The 20,131-nt window shown below is 73.5% G+C and carries 16 protein-coding genes and 1 pseudogene; 13 read left to right on the forward strand and 4 right to left on the reverse strand.

Annotation, left to right across the window (positions count from 1 at the left end; all coding sequences use genetic code 11):
- The first annotated feature begins 10 nt into the window (after nt 1-10).
- Genes KYY02_RS13535 through KYY02_RS13560 form a run of 6 tightly spaced genes read left to right on the forward strand, consistent with a single transcriptional unit; the run spans nt 11 to nt 7,864 of the window.
- Complete coding sequence (locus KYY02_RS13535) at nt 11-1,240, forward strand: isochorismate synthase (protein WP_371238163.1); 1,230 nt, start codon at nt 11-13, stop codon at nt 1,238-1,240.
- Nucleotides 1,237-2,865 carry a (2,3-dihydroxybenzoyl)adenylate synthase gene (locus KYY02_RS13540; protein WP_371238164.1) on the forward strand — a complete coding sequence of 543 codons (1,629 nt, stop codon included), beginning with the start codon at nt 1,237-1,239 and terminating at the stop codon, nt 2,863-2,865. Before KYY02_RS13535 ends, KYY02_RS13540 begins: the two co-directional genes overlap by 4 nt.
- A gap of 22 nt (nt 2,866-2,887) precedes the next feature.
- Nucleotides 2,888-3,520: an isochorismatase family protein gene (locus KYY02_RS13545; RefSeq protein ID WP_371238165.1), complete on the forward strand. Its 633-nt coding sequence runs from the start codon at nt 2,888-2,890 to the stop codon at nt 3,518-3,520.
- A gap of 2 nt (nt 3,521-3,522) precedes the next feature.
- A complete protein-coding gene (locus KYY02_RS13550) occupies nt 3,523-3,750 on the forward strand; it encodes a phosphopantetheine-binding protein (protein ID WP_371238166.1) in 228 nt (75 codons plus the stop codon).
- Nucleotides 3,747-7,601, forward strand: a complete 3,855-nt coding sequence (locus tag KYY02_RS13555; protein ID WP_371238167.1) for a non-ribosomal peptide synthetase — start codon at nt 3,747-3,749, stop codon at nt 7,599-7,601. Before KYY02_RS13550 ends, KYY02_RS13555 begins: the two co-directional genes overlap by 4 nt.
- Complete coding sequence (locus KYY02_RS13560; protein WP_371238168.1) at nt 7,598-7,864, forward strand: MbtH family NRPS accessory protein; 267 nt, start codon at nt 7,598-7,600, stop codon at nt 7,862-7,864. Before KYY02_RS13555 ends, KYY02_RS13560 begins: the two co-directional genes overlap by 4 nt.
- Here the strand turns inward: KYY02_RS13560 and fes are convergent.
- Nucleotides 7,807-9,093 (reverse strand): enterochelin esterase, encoded by a 1,287-nt coding sequence (gene fes / locus KYY02_RS13565; RefSeq protein WP_371238169.1) that lies wholly within the window; start codon nt 9,091-9,093, stop codon nt 7,807-7,809. The two genes, KYY02_RS13560 and fes, sit on opposite strands and share 58 nt — an antisense overlap.
- 147 nt (nt 9,094-9,240) lie before the next feature.
- Here fes and KYY02_RS13570 point away from each other — a divergent pair, with 147 nt between their 5' ends.
- Both KYY02_RS13570 and KYY02_RS13575 read left to right on the forward strand, forming a co-directional pair.
- Nucleotides 9,241-11,019, forward strand: a complete 1,779-nt coding sequence (locus KYY02_RS13570) for a hypothetical protein (protein ID WP_371238170.1) — start codon at nt 9,241-9,243, stop codon at nt 11,017-11,019.
- An 84-nt stretch (nt 11,020-11,103) separates the two neighbouring features.
- Nucleotides 11,104-12,159 carry a YncE family protein gene (locus tag KYY02_RS13575; protein ID WP_371238171.1) on the forward strand — a complete coding sequence of 352 codons (1,056 nt, stop codon included), beginning with the start codon at nt 11,104-11,106 and terminating at the stop codon, nt 12,157-12,159.
- A gap of 623 nt (nt 12,160-12,782) precedes the next feature.
- On the opposite strand, the pseudogene KYY02_RS13580 reads toward KYY02_RS13575, so the two are convergent.
- Nucleotides 12,783-13,985: pseudogene (locus tag KYY02_RS13580) on the reverse strand (IS3 family transposase).
- Nucleotides 13,986-14,437: 452 nt separating this feature from the next.
- Here KYY02_RS13580 and dhaK point away from each other — a divergent pair.
- The 3 genes from dhaK to KYY02_RS13595 are packed head-to-tail and all read left to right on the forward strand — an operon-like array spanning nt 14,438 to nt 16,505.
- Nucleotides 14,438-15,430, forward strand: a complete 993-nt coding sequence (dhaK, locus tag KYY02_RS13585; RefSeq protein WP_371238172.1) for a dihydroxyacetone kinase subunit DhaK — start codon at nt 14,438-14,440, stop codon at nt 15,428-15,430.
- A gap of 54 nt (nt 15,431-15,484) precedes the next feature.
- Entirely contained in the window at nt 15,485-16,102 is a 618-nt protein-coding gene (dhaL, locus tag KYY02_RS13590; protein ID WP_371238173.1) for a dihydroxyacetone kinase subunit DhaL, read from the forward strand.
- Nucleotides 16,095-16,505 carry a PTS-dependent dihydroxyacetone kinase phosphotransferase subunit DhaM gene (locus KYY02_RS13595; RefSeq protein WP_371238174.1) on the forward strand — a complete coding sequence of 137 codons (411 nt, stop codon included), beginning with the start codon at nt 16,095-16,097 and terminating at the stop codon, nt 16,503-16,505. The genes dhaL and KYY02_RS13595 overlap by 8 nt, the downstream gene beginning before the upstream one ends.
- Before the next feature lie 24 nt (nt 16,506-16,529).
- On the opposite strand, the gene KYY02_RS13600 is transcribed toward KYY02_RS13595, so the two are convergent.
- Nucleotides 16,530-17,300 (reverse strand): glycoside hydrolase family 75 protein, encoded by a 771-nt coding sequence (locus tag KYY02_RS13600; protein WP_371238175.1) that lies wholly within the window; start codon nt 17,298-17,300, stop codon nt 16,530-16,532.
- A gap of 385 nt (nt 17,301-17,685) precedes the next feature.
- On the opposite strand from KYY02_RS13600, the gene KYY02_RS13605 reads away from it, so the two are divergent.
- Entirely contained in the window at nt 17,686-18,681 is a 996-nt protein-coding gene (locus tag KYY02_RS13605) for a fibronectin type III domain-containing protein (protein WP_371238176.1), read from the forward strand.
- Nucleotides 18,682-18,849: 168 nt separating this feature from the next.
- A complete protein-coding gene (locus KYY02_RS13610; RefSeq protein WP_371238177.1) occupies nt 18,850-19,380 on the forward strand; it encodes a hypothetical protein in 531 nt (176 codons plus the stop codon).
- A 162-nt stretch (nt 19,381-19,542) separates the two neighbouring features.
- On the opposite strand, the gene KYY02_RS13615 is transcribed toward KYY02_RS13610, so the two are convergent.
- A complete protein-coding gene (locus tag KYY02_RS13615) occupies nt 19,543-20,118 on the reverse strand; it encodes a PadR family transcriptional regulator (RefSeq protein WP_371238178.1) in 576 nt (191 codons plus the stop codon).
- Nucleotides 20,119-20,131 lie beyond the last annotated feature (13 nt).

A 20,131-nucleotide genomic window follows, 5' to 3' on the forward strand; every position in this document is an offset into this window, starting at 1 on the left:
GGAGACAGCCATGTCCCTTTCCCTGCACGAACCCCTGCACGAACCGCTGCCCGACACCCCGCACCGGCCCACCGGAGCACCGGTCACCCCCGGCGCCGCGACCGCGCTGCTGGAGTCCTACCGCCCCGCGACCGACCGCTTCCTCGCCACCCCCCACCGCACGCTCCTGGGACGCGGCACCGCCGCCGGGATACCCGAGGACTCCCGTCCCCCGGCCCGGCGGGTGCGGAAGACGCTGGAGGCGCTGCGCCGCCCGGGTGCCCCCGTGCCGGTGGTCGTGGGGGCGCTGCCCTTCGCCCCGGACGCCCCGGCCGCGCTGGCGGTGCCCGACTCGGTGCGCTGGGCACCGCCCCTGCGCGAGGACCCGCTGATCGCGCTGCCCGTGCCCGAGGACGGGCACCGTCCCGAGTGGCGGGTCCAGGAGGTCCCGGCCGCGGGACGGTACGGCGAGGCGGTCGCCGCCGCGGTGACGCGGATGCGGGCCGGGGAGTTCGACAAGGTCGTCCTCGCCCGCACGCTGGAGCTGACCTCCGCCCGGGAACCGGACCTGCCGGCCATGCTGCGCCGCCTGGCCCGCCGCGACCCGGCCGGCTACACCTTCGCCGTGCCGAGCGGGCCGGGCCGCACCCTGGTCGGCGCCAGCCCTGAGCTGCTGGTCTCCCGCCGGGGCGGCCGGCTCACCGCCAACCCCCTCGCCGGATCGGCGCCGCGCAGCACCGACCTCGCCGAAGACGTGCGGCGCGCGGCGGCTCTGCTGGAGTCCGAGAAGGAGCTGCACGAGCACGCCGTCGTCGTGGCCGCCGTACGGGAGGCACTGGCGCCCTTCTGCCGGGCGCTGGACGTGCCCGAGCGGCCCACGCTGGTGCGTACCGCTGCCATGTGGCACCTGTCGACCACGGTCACCGGCGAGGTCTCCGCCCCGGACACCACCGCCCTCGACCTGGCGTCCGCGCTGCACCCCACCCCGGCGGTCTGCGGCACACCCACCGAGCGGGCCAGGCGGGTGATCGCCGAGTCGGAGCCCTTCGACCGCGGCGCCTACACCGGCATGGTCGGCTGGCAGGACGCCGACGGCGACGGCGAGTGGGTGGTGACGATCCGCTGCGCCGAGGCCGAGGGCACGACCCTGCGGCTGTTCGCCGGCGCCGGGGTCGTGGCCGCCTCCACGCCGGAGGCCGAGACCGCGGAGACCGCCGCCAAGTTCCGTACCTTCCTGCACGCCGTGGGAGCAGCGCTGTGACCCTCACCCCCGGTGTGGACGCCCCCACCTGGCCGCCCGAGTTCGCCGAGCGCTACCGGGCCGCCGGTCACTGGCGCGGCGAGACGTTCGGCGGCATGCTGCGCGAGCGGGCCGCCGCCCACCCCGACCGGATCGCCCTGGTCGACCCGGCGCCCGAGCGCCGCACCTGGACGTACCGGGAGCTGGACGCGCGCGCCGACCGGCTCGCCGCCGGGTTCCTGGCACGCGGCATCACCAAGGGCGACCGGGTCGTCGTGCAGCTGCCGAACGTCGGCGAGTTCGTCGAGGTGGTCTTCGCCCTGTTCCGTATCGGCGCGCTGCCGGTGTACGCGCTGCCCGCGCACCGCGAGACGGAGATCTCCCACTTCTGCTCCTTCACCGAAGCCGTCGCGTACGTCGTCCCCGACCGGCACGCCGGTTTCGACCACCGGGACCTGGCCGCGCGGATACGGGAGCGGACGCCGGGCCTGCGGCACGTGTTCGTGGCCGGGGACCCCGGGGAGCACACGGCGCTGAGCGAGGTGCCGTGCGAGCCGTCCGGTCCATTCGACGGGCCCGAGCCGCACGAGCTGGCGTTCCTCCAGCTCTCCGGCGGGACGACAGGCCTGAACAAGCTGATCCCTCGCACCCACGACGACTACCTGTACTCGCTGCGGGGTTCCGACGAGATCTGCGGCGTGGACGGCGACACGCGTTTCCTGGTCGTGCTACCGGCCGCGCACAACTTCCCGATGAGTTCCCCGGGCTGGCTGGGTGTCCTGTACGCGGGCGGCACGGCGGTGCTCGCCCCGAAGCCCGATCCGGCCACCGCGTTCCCGCTGATCGAGACCGAGCGGATCACCATGACGGCCCTGGTGCCGCCCCTGGCCCTGGTGTGGACCGAGGCCGCGTCCGCCACCGGGCACGACCTGTCCACCCTGGAACTGGTGCTGGTCGGCGGCGCCAAGTACAGCGAGCAGGCCGCCCGCCGGCTGGAGCCCGCGCTCGGCTGCACGTTGATGCAGGTGTTCGGCATGGCCGAGGGCCTGGTCAACTACACGCGGCGGGACGACGACACCGAGACGGTCGTCACCACGCAGGGCCGGCCGATCTCCCCGGACGACGATGTCCGCATCGTCGACGACCAGGACCGCGACGTCCCCGAGGGCGAGTTCGGGCACCTGCTGACCCGCGGTCCGTACACGATCCGCGGCTACTGGCGGGCCCCCGACCACAACCGGCGCTCCTTCACCGAGGACGGCTTCTACCGCACCGGCGACATCGTGCGCCGCACCCCGACCGGCCACCTCGTCGTGGAGGGCAGGGCGAAGGACCAGATCAACCGGGGCGGCGAGAAGATCGCGCCGGAGGAGGTCGAGAACATCATCCTGGCCCACCCGTCGGTGCACGACGTGTCGGTGGTCTCGGTGCCCGACGAGTACCTCGGCGAACGCTCCCTCGCCTACGTGATCCTGCGGCGGGGCGCCGAGCCGCTGAAGCCGGCCGCGGTCAAACGGTTCGTCCGCGAACGCGGCATCGCCGCCTACAAGATCCCCGACCTCGTCGAATTCGTCGACGCCTTTCCCCGGACCGGCGTCGGCAAGATCAGCAAGACGCAGTTGCGGTCCGCCGCCGGACAGGCCTGACCGTACCGAGAGGACTCCCCCCATGGCACTCCCCGCCATCGCCCCCTATCCGCTGCCGGCACCGGACGAACTCCCGGAGAACCGGGTGTCCTGGACCGTGGACCCCGCGCGCGCCGTCCTGCTCGTGCACGACCTGCAACAGCACTTCCTGTCCGCCTTCCCCTCCGGCGAGCAGCCCCTGACCGGCATGCTCGGCAACACCGCCCGTCTGCTCAAGGAGTACCGGCGCCTGGGCGTGCCGGTCCTCCACTCCGCCCAGCGCGGCGGTCAGACGCCCCGGCAGCGGGGCCTCCAGCTCGACTTCTGGGGGCCCGGTGTCCCCGACGACCCGGAGAGGCTCGCCGCGCCCGAGGCCGTCGCCCCCGAGGCCGGGGAGACCGTGCTCACCAAGTGGAAGTACAGCGCGTTCGTGCGCACGGGGCTGGCGGACCTGCTGCGCGAGGGGGGCCGCGACCAGATCGTCCTCACCGGCGTGTACGCGCACATCGGCGTGCTGATGACCGCCGCCGACGCCTGGCAGCGGGACATCCAGGCGTTCGTCGTCGCCGACGCCGTCGCCGACTTCTCCCGCGCCGACCACGACATGGCACTGCGCTGGACCGCCGGCCGCTGCGCGGTCGTCACCACCACCGACGCGCTCCTGACGGAGGTCTGACCATGGCGCTGACCCTTGAGCGGATCCGCACCGACGTCGCCGACTGCCTCGGCGAGGACCCGGCGGACATACCCGTGGACGAGAACCTCGTCGACCACGGGCTCGACTCGATCCGCGTCATGACGCTCCTGGAACGCTGGCGCCGCGAGCACGCCGTGACCGCCTCCTTCGCCGACCTCGCCGAACGGCCCGCCATCGAGGCGTGGGCGTCCCTGCTGGGGGCGGTATGAGCGTCCTGCCCCTGACGGCGGCCCAGACGGGCATGTGGTTCGCCCAGGCCCTGGACCCGCTCAGCCCCGCGCAGAACACCGCCGAGTGCCTGGAGATCGACGGACCGCTCGATCCGGTGCGGTTCGCCCGCGCCCTGCGCCGGGTGACGGACGAGACCGAGGCCTTGCGGGTGCGGATCGAGGACACCCCGAACGGCCCCGTGCAGCACGTGTCGGACGTCGTCGAACCGCCGCTGACCGTACGGGAGCCGGACACCGAGGCCGAGGCCGAGGCCTGGATGCGCGCCGACCTCGCCGAGCCGTTCGACCTGGCGGCCGGGCCGCTGTTCCGCCACGCCCTGTTCCGGGTCGGCGCCGACCGGTGGCTGTGGTACCAGCGCGTCCACCACCTCGTCATGGACGGGTACGGCTACTCGCTGGTGGTGCGCCGCACCGCCGAGGTGTACTCGGCGCTCGTCCGCGGTGAGGAACCCGCCCCACGCGGCTTCGGCCACCTGGCCGACCTGGTCGCGGACGACACCGCGTACCGGGAGTCGGCCGCGTTCGAGGCCGACCGGGCGCACTGGGCCGAGGCGTTCGCCGACCGGCCGGAGGCGCCACGGCTCGCGGGCCGCGGCGCGCTCCCGTCCCGCACCTTCCTGCGCCGCACCGCCCACCTCTCCCCCGACGCCACTGAGCGGCTCAAGGATTTTGCGACCCGGCTCCGCGCGACCTGGCCGGACGTGCTGATCGCGGCGCAGGCCCTGTGCACCGCCCGCGCCACGGCCCGTACCGACGTGGTGCTGGGCCTGCCCATGATGGGCCGCATGGGTTCGGTGGCGCTGCGCGTGCCCGGCATGGTCATGAACGTGCTGCCGCTGAGGCTGACCGTCTCCCCCGAGGAGACCTTCGCCGAGCTGGTCCGGCGGGTGGTGCTCGGCATCCGCGAGGTCCGCCGCCACCAGCGCTACCGCTACGAGGACATCCGCCGCGACCTGGGCCTGCTCGGCGAGGGCCGGGCGCTGGTCGGCCCGCTCGTCAACGTCATGCCCTTCGACTACGGCGTGGACTTCGCGGGCGCCCCCGCCCGGGCGAGGAACCTGTCGGCGGGGCCGGTGGACGACCTGACGGTCAACGTCTACGACCGCGCCGACGGCCGGGGCCTGCGCGTCGACCACGACGGCAACCCCGCGCTGTACGAGGACTCCGGCCTCGCCGCGCACCAGGAACGGTTCCTGGACCTGCTGGACCGGCTGGCCGGCACCGACCCGCAGCAGCCCCTGGCGGTGCACGCCGTCGCGACCCCGGCGGAGGCCGACCTCGTCGTCGAGGAGTTCAACCGCACGGAGCGGGCGCTGCCGCCGACCACGCTCGTCGGACCGATCGAGGCGCGGGCCGCCCGCAACCCGGACGCCACCGCGCTGGTCTTCGGGGACACCGAGCTGGCCTACGCGGAGCTGAACACCCGCGCCAACCGGCTCGCCCGGCACCTCCAGCGTCTCGGCGCCCGGCCGGGCGCGGTGGTGGCGGTGTCGGTGCCGCGCTCGGTGGACCTGGTCGTGACCCTGCTCGCGGTGCTGAAGGCGGGCGCCGCCTACCTGCCGCTCGACCCGGACTACCCGGAGCAGAGGCTGGCGTACATGCTCGGCGACGCCGCGCCGGTGTGCGCCGTCACCGACCGCGCCGGCCGCCTCCCGGACAGCGCCGGCACCGAGGTGGTCGTGCTGGACGGGCTCGACGTGTCGTCGTACGCCTGGACGGACCCGGCCCGCGCCCTCACCCCCGCCCACCCGGCGTACGTCATCTACACCTCGGGTTCCACCGGCCGCCCCAAGGGCGTGGTCGTGCCGCACCGGGCGATCGACAACCGGCTGCGGTGGATGCAGCACCAGTACGGGCTGACGGCCGGGGACCGCGTGCTCCAGAAGACGCCGTCGTCGTTCGACGTGTCGGTGTGGGAGTTCTTCTGGCCGCTGCGCGAGGGCGCGACGCTGGTCGTCGCCGAGCCCGGCGGCCACAAGGACCCGCTCCACCTGGCCCGGCTGATCCGTGAACAGGCGGTCACCACCTGCCACTTCGTACCGTCGATGCTCCAGGTGTTCCTGGCCGCCCCGGAGGCCGCCGACTGCGCGGACGCGCTGCGCCGGGTGTTCTGCAGCGGCGAGGCCCTCCCGCGCGAGACGGCGTCCGCGTTCGCCCGCGCCCTGCCCGGCGTGGAGCTGCACAACCTCTACGGGCCGACCGAGGCCGCTGTCGACGTGACGTACCACGCGTGCGACCCGGCGGACACGGGCCCGGTGCCGATCGGGCGGCCGGTGTGGAACACCCGCCTGTACGTCCTGGACGCCGCCCTCCAGCCCTGCCCGCCCGGCGTCCCCGGCGAGCTGTACCTGGCGGGTACGCAGCTCGCCGACGGCTACCTGGGCCGGCCGGAGCTGACCGCGGCCCGGTTCGTCGCCGACCCCTTCGGTCCGGCCGGCACCCGCATGTACCGCACCGGGGACCTGGCCCGGTGGACGGCGAACGGCGAGGTCGAGTACCTCGGCCGCACCGACCACCAGGTCAAGCTCCGCGGCCAGCGCATCGAACTCGGTGAGGTCGAGGCGGCGCTGGCCGCCCGTCCCGGCGTGGACGCGGCGTGCGCCCTGGTCCGCGACGACCGGCTCCTCGGCTACGTGACCGGCAGCGCCGATCCGGCCGGGGTCCGGGCGGCGCTGGCCCGGGAGCTGCCCGAGCACATGGTCCCGGCGGCCGTCGTCGCCCTGGACGCCTTCCCGCTCTCCCCCAACGGCAAGCTGGACCGGCGCGGGCTGCCCGCCCCCGTGTTCGCCGGCGGCACCGGCGGGCGGCCGTACGCCTCCGCCCGTGAGGAGGCGCTGACCGGCCTGTTCGCCGAGGTGCTGGGCGTGGAGGGGGCCGGCCCCGACGACGCGTTCTTCGACCTGGGCGGGACCTCGCTGCTGGCGGTGCGCCTGGTCGGCCGGGTCCGCGAGGAGTTCGGCGCCGAGCTGACCATCGGCTCCCTGTTCGAGGCGCCGACGCCGGCCGGGCTCGCCGCCCGGCTGGACGCCGCCGCACCGGCCGCCGGGGACGCCCTCGGCGTCATCCTGCCGCTGCGCGCCGAGGGCGACCGGACACCGCTGTTCGGCGTCCACCCGGCGGGCGGCCTCGCCTGGTGCTACGTGGGACTGACCGCGCGGCTCGGCCCGCAGCAGCCGGTGTACGGGCTCCAGGCCCGCGGTCTGACCGGTGACGAGGCGCTGCCGCGCACGCTCCAGGAGGAGGCCGAGGACTACGCGGAGCGGATCCGCGAGGTCCAGCCGCACGGCCCGTACCGCCTGCTGGGCTGGTCGGTCGGCGGTGTCCTCGCGCACACGGTCGCCGTCCTGCTCCAGGAGGCCGGCGAGGAGGTCGAACTCCTCGCGCTGCTGGACGCCTTCCCCTCCGAGCAGTGGCGGGAGCGTCCGGCTCCGGAGGAGGGCGACGCGCTGACGGCCGTGCTGCGCATGGCGGGCTTCGACCGCACCGGCGAACGCACCCGCGAGGACGTGCTCGCCACGCTGCGCCGGGCGGGCAGCCCGCTGGCCGGGCTCACCGACCGCACCCTGTCCCGGATCGTCGACATCGTCCCCAACCACGCCCGCATGATGCGCGAGCACGAACACCGCCCGTACGACGGCGACGTGCTGTTCTTCACGGCCGCCGCCCCGCGCGCCGAGTCCTGGCTGACCAGGGAGTCCTGGCGTCCGTACGTCACCGGCGCCCTCGACAACCACGACCTCGACTGCACCCACCCGCAGCTGATGCGGGACCGGTACCTCGACGACGTCGCGGCGTTCCTGGCCGCCCGCCTGAAGGAGCTGGAGGCATGACCCGGGAACCGGCCGGCCCCTTCGGTCCCGGCCCCGAGGACGGCCGGGAGGGCCACCTGGTCCTGGAGAACGCCGGGGGCCGCCGGTCCCTGTGGCCCGCGTGGCGCGCGGTTCCGTCCGGCTGGACGTCCCGCTTCGGCCCCGCACCGTACGAGCGGTGCGTGCGCCGGGTGGCGGCGGGCCGGGAGTGGTCCCCGCAGCCGGCTCAGCGGCCCAGCAGTTCCACCAGCCCGTCCGCCAGTTCCGTGCGCCAGCAGAGGTAGTCGTGTCCGCCGTTGAACTCCCGGTAGGAGGAGTCGTGGTAACCGAGGGCCGTCAGGGTGTCGCGCAGCCTGCGCGCAGCGGGCAGGGCCACCCATTCCTGTGCGCCGAAGGAGAGCCGGAAACGCACCGGCAGCCGGGGCGTCCGGGCGAGGGCCCCGGTGAGCCACTCCGGCTCCGGTTCCACCGGCCACCAGAACGAGCCCGACTGGACGAGGGCGTTGCCGAAGCGGTGCGGTGCCGCCGCGGCGGCGTAGGCGGCGGTGAGTCCGCCGAGGCTCTGCCCGGCGATCACGGTGTGCGCCGGATCGTCGCCGAGGGGCAGGAGCCCCGCCGCCCACGGCAGCAATTCACCGGTGAGAAAGTCGACGTACTCGGGCCGGCAGGAGAGTTCGGCCCAGCGGGTGGCCTCGTCCACGGCCTCCGGCAGCACGGCGGCGACGGGCGGGATTCGGCCGTCGGCGACGAGGTTGTCGAGGAGGTGGGAGAGCCCGAGGCGGAGCTGCCAGTGCTCGCCGTCGAGCAGCACCAGCACCGGCAGCTCCGCCGGCTCCCGGACCGCGCCGGGCGGTTCGTACAGCCAGACCCGGCGGAAGCCGCCGAGGCGGGTGCTCGCCACGGTGTGCTCCGTGACGGCGCCCCGCGGGATGCCGGGCCGCGGTTCCCAGCCCACCGCGCGCGGGGCGGCCGGGAGTTCCGCGTACGACACCGGCTCCGCCTCCCAGCGGTGGGGCAGCGTGCGGGGGTTGAAGGGGTCGGTGCGGCGCAGGGTGCGCAGACGGCGCCGGCAGGCGGGGGTTCCCGGGTCCGGTCCGTCGCCCTCGTCGACGTACAGGTCGTAGGTGCCGCGCCAGTCGTGCCGCAGGCGCAGGGTCCAGTGCCAGACGTCCGTGCCGGGGACGCGTTCCATGAGGTTGCCGTCGGGGTCGCGCGGGTCGCCGAGCTTGTTGGGCAGGACCTCGACGGTTCGGGTGCCGGGGGTGCCGCGCCACAGGAACGTCACCGCCCGGTGGTCGGCGTCGCCGCGCGGGTCGGGGCCCACCAGGGGCGTGCCGCCGCGGGCCCGCACGTCCGCCCAGAAGGCGTCCTCGCCGCCCGGTTCCGGCAGTGTGCACACCGGCCGGGCGAGGCGGGGCACCGGGTGCGGCCTGGGCAGACGGGGCGGGCGGTGCGGGGCGCCTTCCGGGGGCTCCGAGAGGTGCGGGGACACGGATTCCAATTGACTGTCCATGATCTTGACCGTCCACGATCTGCAGGTTAGGTTAGCCTTACCTTAGTTGATCGCACATCCCGTTCCGCGCCGGCTTCGCCGCCCCCGATGTGCCCCTCTGTTCGAACGTCCTTCTCCGTGACGTTTCTCCTGCCAGGAGCAGTTTCCATGACCTCTGAAAGATCCGCTTCGCCCTCCGGTGCCCGGCTGAGCCGTGCGGTCGCCCTGACCGCCGGCGCGGCCCTCGGTCTGGGCACCCTGTGCGCCGCCCCCCTGGCCATGGCCACCACCGGTGACACGGGGGCCGCCGGCGCGGTGGCACTGGCGGAGGACACGGCCGCGCCCTCGGTCACCCTGGGTGCCAGGAGCGTGGAGCAGGGCGGCGCGGTCCCCTTCACGGCCACCGGGTTCCCGGCCGGGGCCACCCTGAGCGTCAAGTTCGACGACGCGACGCTGCTGAAGCAGTTCACCGTCGGCGACGACGGAAGCGTCGCGGGCTCGGTCACGGCCCCCGCCGACGCGAGCACCGGCGGCGGGCACTGGCTGCGGTTCCTGGCCCCGCAGACGAGCGTCCGCAGCGAGGACCTGACGGTCACGGCCGCCGCTCCCGCTCCGACACCGGCCCCCACACCCTCGCAGACCGCGCAGCCCACGCCCACGCCCTCCCCGTCGGCGGTCACCGAGCCCGCGGTGAAGCTCACCGGCGGGCGGGAGGTGGCAGCCGGCGGCAAGGTGTCCTTCACCCTCTCGGGCTTCGTCGGGGGACAGGACGTCACGGCGAAGCTGGACGACGGTGAGATCCTCGCCCAGTGGTCCGACGCGGTGAAGGCCGACGGGACGTTCTCCGGCACGGTGACCGTCCCCGCCTCCGTCCCGGCCGGCAGGCACTGGCTGCGTATCCTCGCCCCCTCCCCCGCCACCAGTCTGAAGGCGGACATCACCGTCACCTCGCCCAAGGCGGGCGGTTCAGGCGGCGGTTCGGCGGGCGGCGGCACGGGCAGCGGTTCCGGCGGGTCGGGCAGCGGTACGGGCGGCGCCGGCGGTTCGACGGGGACGACGGGCGGCTCCGGCTCCGGCGATGTGGCGGCGGGCACGTCCGCCACCATCACCGCGGGCTCCCGGGTGGCCGCGGGCGGCAGGGTCTCGTTCCGGGTGACCGGCTTCCCGGCCGGTCAGCAGCTGACGGTCAAGCTGGACGACGGCAAGATCCTCGGCCAGTGGGCGGTCGGCTCCGACGGGTCGTACACCGGTGGCGTCACCGTCCCCGCCGACACCGCCAAGGGCGCGCACTGGCTGCGCTTCCTCGCCCCGAACCCGCCCACCAGCCTCCGGGCCGACTTCACGGTGACGTCCGGCGCCGCGGGCACCTCCGCGACCGGCGCGACCGGCACCTCCGCGGCGGACGGTGCCGCGAGCCCCGCGCCGGCCGCCTGGGGCGCCCCCGCCAGCGCGACCAACGCCGCCGGGGCCAAGGCCGAGATCACCGCCGACCAGGTGCGGCCCGGCGGCACCCTGCACATCACGGTGACCGGGTTCCCCGCCGGGGAGAAGGTCACTGTCAAGCTCGACGACGAGGCCATCCTCGGCCAGTGGGACATCGACGACAGCGGCACCCGCGAAGGTGAGGTCACCGTCCCGGTGGACACCTCCGCGGGCGGCCACTGGCTGCGCTTCCTCGCCCCGAACCCGGCCACCACACTGAAGGTGGAGTTCACGGTCGTCACCGCGACGGACAGGGCCGCCGCATCCTCCCCGACGTCCGGGACCACCACCCCGGACACCCCCGCCGGGACCCTGGCCGCGGCGTCCGTCGAAAGCCTCGTCTCCTACGCCACGATCGCCTGGTCCGCGGCGGCCGCGGCGGCCGGCGGCGCGGCCGGGGCCGCCGCCACCACGCTCCTCGTCATCCGCCGCCGCAGCGCCGCCGGTCCCGCCGCGGTCGCCTGAAACCGCCGCCTCCGGGCGGCCACCTGAGCCACTTCCCCCTCCGCAGTTGTCCGTTTATCACCGAGAAAAGGGAGTTTCACCGCCATGTCCATCCCCGCCACCCCCATCCGCCGCCGCGCCGCGGTCGCCACCGCCATAGCCGTGGCGGTCGCCGCGGGCAGCACCCTCGCCCTGGCGGGCACCGCGTCCGCGCAGTCCGCCGGATCGTCGGTCACCACCGCCACGCTCACCAAGGGCCTGTACCAGTCGTCCTACTCCGAGCGGAACAACGTGCTGTGGGTCACCGCCGCCGTGGGCCGCCCGCCGGTCACCGAGTCGCACCTGCTGAAGGTCGACCCGAAGACCTTGAAGATCAAGGCCGACCTCACCCCGCCGGTCACCGACACCGCCACCAGCGCCGTCGAGGCGGTCTACGGCGTCGCCGTCGACGACGAGCACAACACCGTCTGGACGACGAACACCCGCAACAACACCGTGTCCGTCTACAACCAGCGCACCGGCGAGCACCTCGCCAGCCTGCCGGACGTCAACCACGCCCGCGAGATCGTCGTCGACGAGAAGCACGACACGGTGTGGGCGAGCGCCTTCGGCGACGGCACCCTGGTCGCCTTCGACACCAAGACCCTGAAGGAGAAGGAGCGCGTCACCGTCGAGGGCGCCGGCCCCACCGGCCTGACCGTCAACGAGAAGACCGGCACGCTCTACGCGGCCGACCTCAACAACGACCGCCTGATCGAGCTGGCGCGGGGCTCCGAGACCCCGCGTCTCATCCCGGCCGGTGACGGCCCGATCTCGGTCTCGCTGTCCAAGAACGGTAAGACCGCCTACACCGCCGACCAGAGTTCGGGCACCCTGTCCGTGGTCGACCTGAAGTCGGGCACCGTCACCCGGTCCGTGGCAACCGGCGCCGGCGCCCTGTCCGTGGCCACCGACGAGCGCTCCGGCGACGTCCTGGTGGTCAACCGCACCGCCGCCAACGTGACCCGGGTGGACGTGAAGGAGGGCGTGGTCGAGGAGACCATCGCCACCGGCATCAACCCGAACCACGTGGAGATCACCGACGGCACCGCCTACGTGGTCGACAAGTCCGGTGCCACCGCGACCGAAGACACCATCACACGGATCCGACTCGCGCGCTGACGTCTCCGTTCACCGGTGCCCGTCACCTCCCGCTGCCTGGCAGCGGGAGGTGACGGGCACCGTCCACATACCGACGATCCCGTCGACCGGGCCGACGGAAGTCTCCTCATGTGACGCGGAGCAGCGGGACGGTCATCGGGGTTCGCTCCCGCTCGGCGGCCAGGTGCCGGATCAGACGACGCGCCATTGCCCGCCGCTCCGCTCGGACCCGGCGGGCAGTTCGGGGCAAGCACAGGTAGGGCCCGCCACCGGAACAGCCGGCCTGATGACAAGCCGCGCTGGAAGGCCCCGGTGCGTCTTCGCCGTCTCACGGCGCCACGCAAATGCCACTCACCTGCGCCATGGTGGGACCAAGAACGGGCAGCTACCGCCTCCCCCGTGAGCGAAGACAGTCACCTGCGCAGCACGCCCGGCCCTCAGACACGAGGTGACGGAGCCCTCTGCCGACGGCCCTCCGTCCACTTCGAGTGAGCGATTGATCCGTCCTGGAAGTGCTCGATGTTGGCCTCACTCCAAAGTTGACGGAGAGTGGGCCCAGAAGACTGGTTGCGGTAATCCACCAACTGCTACGCGCCAGGGGCGCACGAGCTGCCCCGAGTTTCGTAGAGCCCGATCTTGATGGTTCAGGCGGACTGCGGGACTTGCTCCCGGCTCTGCCAGAAGGCTTGCTCGTACTCGGCGGGCGGTACGTAGTCGAGCGCGCAGTGGAGGCGTTCTTCGTTGTACCACGTGATCCACTGGAAGATCGCCCGCTCGACGTCCTTCCAGGGGCCCTGCATCTCGATGAGTTCGGCCTTGAAGGTGCCGTTCAGGGCCTCGGCCATCGCGTTGTCATACGAGTCCGCGACCGAGCCGACCGACGCTGAGGCGCCGATGTCGGACAGCCGGTCGGTGTATCGAATTGACACGTATTGCGACCCGCGGTCGCTGTGATGAATGAGGCCGGAGTCCTTCTTGATTCTCCGTCTCCACAGCGCCATTTCCAGGGCGCCCAGCGGGAGTTCGGTCCGCATGTGGTTCGCGGCCTGCCAGCCTACGATCATCCGTGAGCACACGTCCAGGACGAATGCCACGTATGCCCAGCCGGACCAGGTGCGGACATACGTCATGTCCGCCACCCAGAGCTGGCCGGGCCGAGAGGCGGTGAAGTCGCGGTCGACCAGGTCCGGCGGGCGGGGTGCCGACGGCTCCGGGATGGTGGTGCGCCGCCGTCGGCCACGGATGACGCCCTCGATGTCGAGCTCGGCCATCAGCCGCTCGACGGTGCAGCGGGCCACCTCGTGTCCCTTGCGCCGAAGGGCGCGGGTGATCCGGCGGGCGCCATAGGTGCCGCCCGACTCCGCGTGGACCTGCTCGATCAGTGGCATGAGCTCCTCGCCGCGGAGCCGCCGGGCCGTCTTCGGCCGCTTCTCGCGGGCGAAGTACGTCGACGGCGACAGGTCCAGCACCCGGCAGACGGGATCGACCCCGAGACCTCTGTCACGCAGGTGGTCGATCACTCCCCCAGAGGGGGCACCCCCAGCTCGGCCTCGTCCGGGGACGGTCGATCTCCTGGGCAAAAAACACCGAGGCGGCTTTGAGGATCTCGTTCGCCCGCCTCGACTCGGCTACTTCTTTGCGGAGTTGTCTGAGCTCGTCCTGCTCGGCGGTGGTCAGCCGGTCGTCGCGCCCGCCGTGGTCGGCCTCGGCCTGGCGGACCCAGCCGCGCAGGGCTTCCTTGCGGATGCCCAGATCCTTGGCGACGTGGGCGATGGGCGGCCGGTGGCGCGGACCTCACGGATCGCGCGCTCGCGGAGTTCGTCGAGGTATTTACGGGGTGCTGCCATGGCGCTGGTAGTTCTCCTTCGCCAGGACGGTAACCCTGGCATCAGGGACTCCACAAATCTCAGTACAGCTCACCCACCGGTGATCCGGCTAGCATGCTTGGACAGTCGACCAGGTGACCTGTTCGACCAGCGGCCTACTGATCAAGGCCCGCAAGACGCCGACGCTCGGCACAGCCCGTTTCGGGACCGGGGCGCGCCCATGCCGTTCTCGCGCGTGACCTTCGCTGCCGCAAGGCCGATACTGCCGTCAGCAGGGATCTCGACCACACGGCATCCGACTGCCTGTCCGACCTGACGAGGTGTCGCCAAAGTCAACATTAAGTCAGCATCAGTACCGCCAGAACCCGCTCCGAGCCGTCACGAACCGCCAAGATCGAAAACCGCTCCCACTCACTCTGACCAGCAAAGACGCAGGTCAGCGACTGTCCTGCTAGGCTTCCCAGGAGGTACCCATGGAGATGCTCATCAACGTCCCGGAGACCGTGGTCGCGGACGCGTTGCGGGGGATGGCTGCGGCCCACCCCGAGCTGGCGGTGGACGTGGAGAACCGGGTGATCGTGCGCAAGGACGCTCCCGTGGCCGGGAAGGTGGGCCTGGTGTCCGGCGGGGGGTCGGGGCACGAGCCGCTGCACGGCGGGTTCGTGGGGCCGGGGATGCTGTCGGCTGCCTGTCCCGGCGAGGTGTTCACCTCCCCGGTGCCCGACCAGATGGTGCGGGCCGCGGCGGCCGTGGACAGCGGGGCAGGGGTGCTGTTCGTCGTGAAGAACTACACCGGTGACGTGCTCAACTTCGACATGGCCGCCGAGCTGGCCGAGGACGAGGGCATCCAGGTGGCGAAGGTGCTGGTCGACGACGACGTGGCGGTGACCGACAGTCTGTACACGGCCGGCCGGCGGGGCACGGGGGCAACCCTGTTCGTGGAGAAGATCGCGGGCGCGGCGGCGGACGAGGGACAGCCGCTGGAGCGGGTGGAGGCGATCGCCCGGCAGGTGAACGAGAACTCCCGCAGCTTCGGTGTGGCGCTGAGCGCCTGCACCACGCCGGCCAAGGGCAGTCCCACCTTCGACCTCCCCTCCGGCGAGCTGGAGCTGGGCATCGGCATCCACGGCGAGCCGGGCCGGGAGCGGCGGCCGATGATGACGTCCGCCGAGATCGCCGAGGTCGCCCTCGACGCGATCCTGGAGGACCTCACGCCACGCGACCCCGTCCTGGTCCTGGTCAACGGCATGGGCGCCACCCCGCTGCTGGAGCTGTACGGCTTCAACGCCGAGGTGCAGCGGGTGCTCGGCGAACGCGGGGTCCCGGTGGCCCGTGTCCTGGTCGGCAATTACGTCACCTCCCTCGACATGGCGGGCGCCTCGGTCACCCTGTGCCGGATCGACGAGGAACTGCTGCGGCTGTGGGACGCGCCGGTGCGGACTCCGGGGCTGCGCTGGGGCATGTGAGGCACGCCGGTGCCATGGTTCGGTTCAGGAGTACCTATCACGAAAGGAGTTCCCGTGCTCGACGCCGACTTCTTCCGCCGTTGGATGACGGCCGTCGCCGCGTCCGTGGACCGCGAGGCGGAACGGCTCACCGCCCTCGACTCGCCGATCGGGGACGCGGATCACGGCAGTAACCTCCAGCGCGGGTTCCGGGCGGTGAGGGACGCGCTGGAGAAGGAGCTGCCCACCACGCCCGGGGCGGTGCTGGTCCAGGCCGGGCGGCTGCTCGTCTCGACGGTGGGCGGCGCGTCCGGTCCGCTGTACGGGACGCTGCTGCGCCGCACCGGCAAGGCGCTCGGGGACGCCGTCGAGGTGGACGAGCGGCAACTGGCCGAGGCGCTGCGCGCCGGGGTGGACGCGGTACGGCAGCTCGGTGGTGCCGCACCGGGCGACAAGACGATGATCGACGCTCTGGTGCCCGCGGTGGACGCCCTCGGCGACTCCTTCGCCGCCGCGCGCGACGCCGCCGAGGGGGGCGCCGTGGCGACGACGCCGTTGCGGGCGCGCAAGGGAAGGGCCAGTTACCTGGGTGAGCGCAGCATCGGGCACCAGGATCCGGGGGCCACGTCGGCGGCGCTGCTGATCGCCGGACTCGTGGCGGCCTCGGCGGACACGGAGGCCGGCGGTGAGTGACGAGAAGCTGGTGGGGATCGTGCTGGTGTCGCACAGCGCGGCGGTGGCCGCGTCGGTGGCGGAGCTGGCGCAGGGTCTGGCGGGCGCCGGCGGATCGGTCCCCGTCGCGCCGGCGGGCGGCACCGAGGGCGGTGGGCTCGGCACGAGCGCCGAGCTGATCGCCGCGGCGGCCGCGTCCGTCGATCGGGGGGCGGGGGTGGCCGTGCTGACCGACCTGGGCAGCGCGGTGCTCACCGTGAAGGCGCTGCTCGCCGAGGGCGACGAACTCCCCGAGCGGACCAGACTGGTGGACGCGCCGTTCGTGGAGGGCGCGGTGGCCGCGGTGGTCACGGCCTCCACGGGGGCGGACCTGGCCGCGGTGGAGGCGGCGGCCGTCGAGGCGTACACGTACCGGAAGGTGTGAGGAGGGCGGCGACGCCCGGCCGGTTCAGTGGTCGGCCTCCACGAACCGCCGGGCCAGCCGCTCCCCCGCCGTCACCGCGGCCCGGTGGTCCTCGATGGGGGTCACCCGGCTGTTCCTGAACACGATGTAGGTGACGCCGGAGGGTGTGCCGCCGGCGAGCGGGTCGGGGTCGATACCGAGCGACTCGGCCGCGGCGTGGGAGGCCTCGCCGATGATGTCGGCGGGGCCGGTGTCACCGACGACCGCGTACCGCACCCGGTCGCGGTACACCACCGCCACCACCGATCCGCCGCGCACGCCGTGGGACCGGTGGTTCCACACGACGCTGGGCGCGGGCACCACCACGTAGGGGGTCTTCTCGGAGCTCAGCGGGCGGCCGTCGGACTGGGCGAAGGCCGTGGAGGCGGAGAAGTACGGGTCGGCGCGGGCGTTGCAGCGGGGGCCGGGGCGGCCGTCGCAGTCGATGTCCATGTCGGCCTTCCAGAACACGGCGTCGCGGGTTCCGCACACCGGGACGGTGGCCCTGGCGCCGTGGTCCTCGCGGTAGCGGCCGTGGGAGACGGGTGCGCAGGCGCGCACCTTGGCCAGCAGGTCGGCGGCGGAGACGGGGGCCGTGCGCCGTGCGGACGGCCCGGTACGCACCCCGGCCGACGGACCGACGGCGGGAACCGGGGCCGTGCGCCGTGCGGACGGTTCGGTACGGGGCTGGGGTGCGGTGACGGGGGGAGGCGAGGGGGTCAGCAGGGCGACACCGGCCATGACCAGGGTGAGTGACGGGACACGGGACACGATCAAGGGGGGCCTCTCGTCGGGGTCACGGGCGCACACTCACGGGAACTTTGCACCATTTCTTCCCGTTACGGCGGCACGACGGCCCCGACAGGGCCGGGCAGCGCACGATCGCACCAGCGACCACGACCAGGGGGCCGGGGCCCGGGTCCGGATCGACCCGAGCCGTCCGGCCGCCCGCGCCGGCGCGGGATCCGCGACGACAGCGATCCGCGCCATGGGCCCGAACTCCCCTTTCATGAGGGGAGGTTCGACCCGTTCGGGCTTCAGCATACGTAATGTGCGCGAGCACTCCTCCACCCCACCCTCTTGATGTGATCACGCCAGTCTGCTCGTATTGGTACGGACCATTCTTCGGATGTCCCCGTGTGCCGCCCTGGGAGGCAGAGTCGTGCGTGGCGTTCCCTCGGCCGTGTCCCCGCGTCGCCTTCTCGCGCTCGGCGGTGTCCTCCTGCTGCTCACCTCCTGCCGATGGGGAGGGCCGGACGACGGCGCCGGTGGTGAACGGCCGCCCGGAGCACCGACCGGCGTGACGGCCGAGGCGGGCAGCGCCACCAGCGTGCACGTCATGTGGAACACGGTCGCCGACACCGCGGTGAGCCGCTACGAGGTGTACCGGGGCACCACGAAGGTGAAGGAAGCGCCCGGTGCCGAACACATGGTGGACGTCACCGGACTCCGGCCCGCGACCACCTATGTGTTCACGGTGCGGGCCCGGGACACGGACGGGCGGCTCGGGCCGCGCAGTCGGGAGGTCCGGGCGACGACACCCGGGGCGACCACCGCCGACGACACCGCCCCCACCCGTCCGGCGGAGCTTCACGGACGGACTGCCGGAAGCCGGGCGGCCCGGTTGTCGTGGTCCGCCGCGAAGGACGACCGGGGTGTGGTGTCGTACGACGTCCACCAGGGCGGAACGAAGATCCACAGTGTGGGCGGGAACCAGACGGCCACCGTGGTGACGGGGCTGCGGCCGGGCACCCGCTACTCCTTCACGGTCCGGGCCCGGGACGCGGCCGACAACCTCTCCCCCGCCGGTGCCACCGTCCGCCTCACCACCGCGGACGGCGCGGACGGCCCGGCCGGCGCTCCCACCGGCTTCCGGGCCGCGAGCGAGTGGGCCGACGGCGCGTACCACATCGTCCTCCACTGGGTGCCGCCGCGCGTCGACGGGGTGATCACCGAGTACGAGGTGCACCTGGACGGCCGTGTCGCCACCTCGCTCGTCCACGGCGGTGACGCGCCCCGCGGCCGGGCGACGTACCGCTTCTACGCCGGCCGGGAGCCCGGGGTCGCCCACCGGGTGCGGATCCGGGCGATGCTGCCGGACGGGACCTGGGGCGGCTTCTCCGCGGAGCGCACGGTGACGACGGGCGCCGGACGCTGACCCTGCCCCGGGGTCGGCCGCCCGGAGGAAGCCGTCACCTGCCCGGATGCCGCCGGAGTGCGCGCCGGTCCGGCGGCCCGTTGGCTTGCCTCGTGGCAGCACGGGCGCTCCCCGACCTAGGCGGCACAAGGGATGTACCGCCGGCCGTGCCGCCGGAAGGCAGTCGACATGCGCAACTCGAAGCCACTGCTCCGTTCCGGTCCGACCGCGGCTGCCGCCGCCGCGCTCGCGCTGGCCCTGGCCGGGCCGGCCGCCGCGGCCGGGATCTCCGTCAGCACCACCGGACCGACGGTCTCGGTGAGCACCAGCGCGTGCGCCCAGGTCAACGGCCACTGGGGCACCGCCTCGCTGCTCCACAGCAGCCAGACGAGCTTCTCACAGGGCCGTCAGGTGGCGCTGTCGGGGAACGGTTCGGGACAGTCCGCCGCCTGGTCCGACGTCGCTCCGGGCACGTACACGGTGATCGTGATCTGCTCGAACGGCAGCACCGCGGGCACGCAGTCCGTCGTCGTCTCCACGGCTCCCACCCCCTCGGCCTCTCCTACCGCCTCCCCGTCCCTCGGGGTGATGGGCGGCATCGGCGGCGGCTCGACGGACTACGGCACGGTCACGCTGGTGGCGGGCAGCGCACTGGTCGGCACGGGGATCGCCGCCACCGCCTGGTACCTGCGCCGCCGCAACGCTGCGCGCCGCTCCTAGGGGGTCTCGTCCGGATCGGGTCGGCGCCGGGGGACGGCGCCGTGCAGCCGCACCGGCCCCGCGGCCCCGGCAGGATCCGGACGACATCCCCTGGACCCGGCGCCGGCCGCCGGCACATCCGACGCGCCCCGGGAGGGCGGCCGGCGCCGGCCCGTCGCGGTGTCACGCCTTCCGTACGGCGGGGCTCTCGGGTCCGCCGGTGTCCGGCAGCCGGGCGAACTCCGCCAGCGCGTGGTCGAGCCACTGGGTCCAGAAGGTCTCCAGGTCGATGCCGGCGCGCAGCACCAGATGGCGCAACCGGTCCTCCGGCCCGTCCTTGCCCGGCGGGAAGTCGCGCCGCTCGATCTCCCGGTACTCCGCCAACTGGCGCTCGTGCATCTCCCGGTGGCGCCGCAGATCGGCCGCCAGGCCCGCGGTGCCGACCACGGCCGCCGCCCTCAGCCGGAGCAGCATCGCGTCGCGGTGCGGCTTGGGGTCCTGGGAGGCGGAGGTCCAACGGGCCAGTTCCGCGCGCCCCGCCGGCAGGACCTCGTACGCCTTCTTCTGCCCCCGGGCGGGCTGCTCGGAGGGGAGGACCCGGATCAGTCCCTCGGCCTCCAGTTTCCCCAGCTCGCGGTAGATCTGCTGGTGCGTCGCGGACCAGAAGTAGCCGATCGACCGGTCGAACCGGCGGGTCAGCTCCAGCCCTGACGACGGCTTCTCGAGCAGGGCGGTGAGGATCGCGTGCGGGAGTGACATGGGCTCATCCTAG

This window comes from Streptomyces pimonensis, assembly GCF_041380215.1.
Taxonomy (GTDB): Bacteria; Actinomycetota; Actinomycetes; order Streptomycetales; family Streptomycetaceae; genus Streptomyces; species Streptomyces pimonensis.